Annotated in this window: 1 protein-coding gene; it reads right to left on the reverse strand. The window is 67.3% G+C overall.

From position 1 onward, the window contains the following. Positions 1 to 130: 130 nt before the first annotated feature. Positions 131 to 565 (reverse strand): efflux RND transporter permease subunit (locus WS96_RS31535; protein WP_179949998.1); only part of this gene is annotated, 435 nt, incomplete at its 5' end.

The raw sequence follows: 565 nt of genomic DNA on the forward strand, positions 1-565 counted from the left end.
GTCGCGTAGACGCCGCCGGCCGGGTACGCCTGCGCGACGGGCGCGTCGGGCCGCTTGTAATGCGGCGCCATCGTGCACCCCGTGGCAACGAGCGCGACTGCGATTGCAGTCAAAGCGTATTTTTGCATCGTTACTGCCCCTTCGAATCGTGTGCGTCGTCGCGGCCGCGCTGCAGGTCGGCCTGGACGAGACGCCATGCGTCGTCGACGTTTTCCGTCTCGCCGCCGAAGATCGCGCGAACCCGCACGAAGAACATCGGGATCATGAAAATGGCGAGGAACGTCGCCGTGATCATCCCGCCGATCACGCCCGTGCCGATCGCGTGCTGGCTCGCCGAGCCCGCGCCGTTGCTGACCGCGAGCGGCAGCACGCCCAGCATGAACGCGAGCGACGTCATCAGGATCGGACGCAGCCGCAGGCGCGCCGCCTCGATCGCCGCACGCACCGGCCCCATGTTCCCGCCTGCCTGAAGCTCGCGTGCGAACTCGACGATCAGGATCGCGTTCTTCGCGGACAAGCCCACGGTCGTCAGCAGGCCCACCTGGAAGAACACGTCGTTCTCGAG

The sequence above is a fragment of the Burkholderia sp. MSMB1835 genome (assembly GCF_001526365.1).
Taxonomy (GTDB): Bacteria; Pseudomonadota; Gammaproteobacteria; order Burkholderiales; family Burkholderiaceae; genus Burkholderia.